Below are 810 nucleotides of genomic sequence, written 5' to 3' on the forward strand. Positions count from 1 at the left end.
AATTGAAGAACCTGAGGAGCTTCAGGAAAGCTTGGTCGACAAGCGTTTGGAGTCAGAACGAGAAAACGCCTTTGAACCATTTAGTTTGGTGGCGCATCGTGTTAACTACATCTTGCCGTTCACTTACAGTGATCGCGTAAATAAGCGTGCTTATGCGGACACTAAGTACGGGGATGAGCTGCGTAAGGAAGAAGCGGAGTTCCAAATTAGTTTTAAAGTGCCAATGAACTACGACGATTTGTTGTTTGACGGCGATGGTTTGTTTTTTGGTATGACGCTCAAATCGTTCTGGCAGGTATACACGGGGGATGCGTCGCGTCCGTTTCGCGAAACCAATTATCGTCCTGAGCTGTTTTACTTCACTCCTACAAGTTGGCAGCCGCTTGGTGGCTCAACTTGGCTGGGTTTCGGTATTGAGCATGAATCAAATGGTCAGAGACAAGAGCTATCGCGCAGTTGGAACCGCGTTTATACCAACTTAACCTTTGCGAAAGACAATTTTGTCGCCTCTATCCAGCCTTGGTGGCGCATACCTGAGGACGAAAAAACCTTTCCGAATGATCCTAAAGGTGATGATAACCCAGATATCGAAGATTACATGGGGCATTTTGAGCTAACAAGCGCCTACAAATGGGACGATTACGAGTTGACGTTCTTGGGGCGCGAGAATTTTAAAACGCATAAAGGCTATGCTGAGATAGGTTTGTTGTTTCCAATTTGGGGAAAAGTTAGGGGATATGCTCAATACTCGACTGGATATGGCAAGAGTTTAATTGACTACGACCATAATCAGCAGCGCATTGGTGTTGG

Annotated in this window: 1 protein-coding gene; it reads left to right on the forward strand. The window is 45.8% G+C overall.

Features of this window, described 5'->3' with window-relative positions:
• Window positions 1–810, forward strand: an 810-nt coding sequence (locus R7Z50_RS26405; RefSeq protein ID WP_318149600.1) for a phospholipase A, incomplete at both ends; no start/stop codon positions are given.

This window comes from Vibrio sp. 1249-1 (assembly GCF_033340495.1).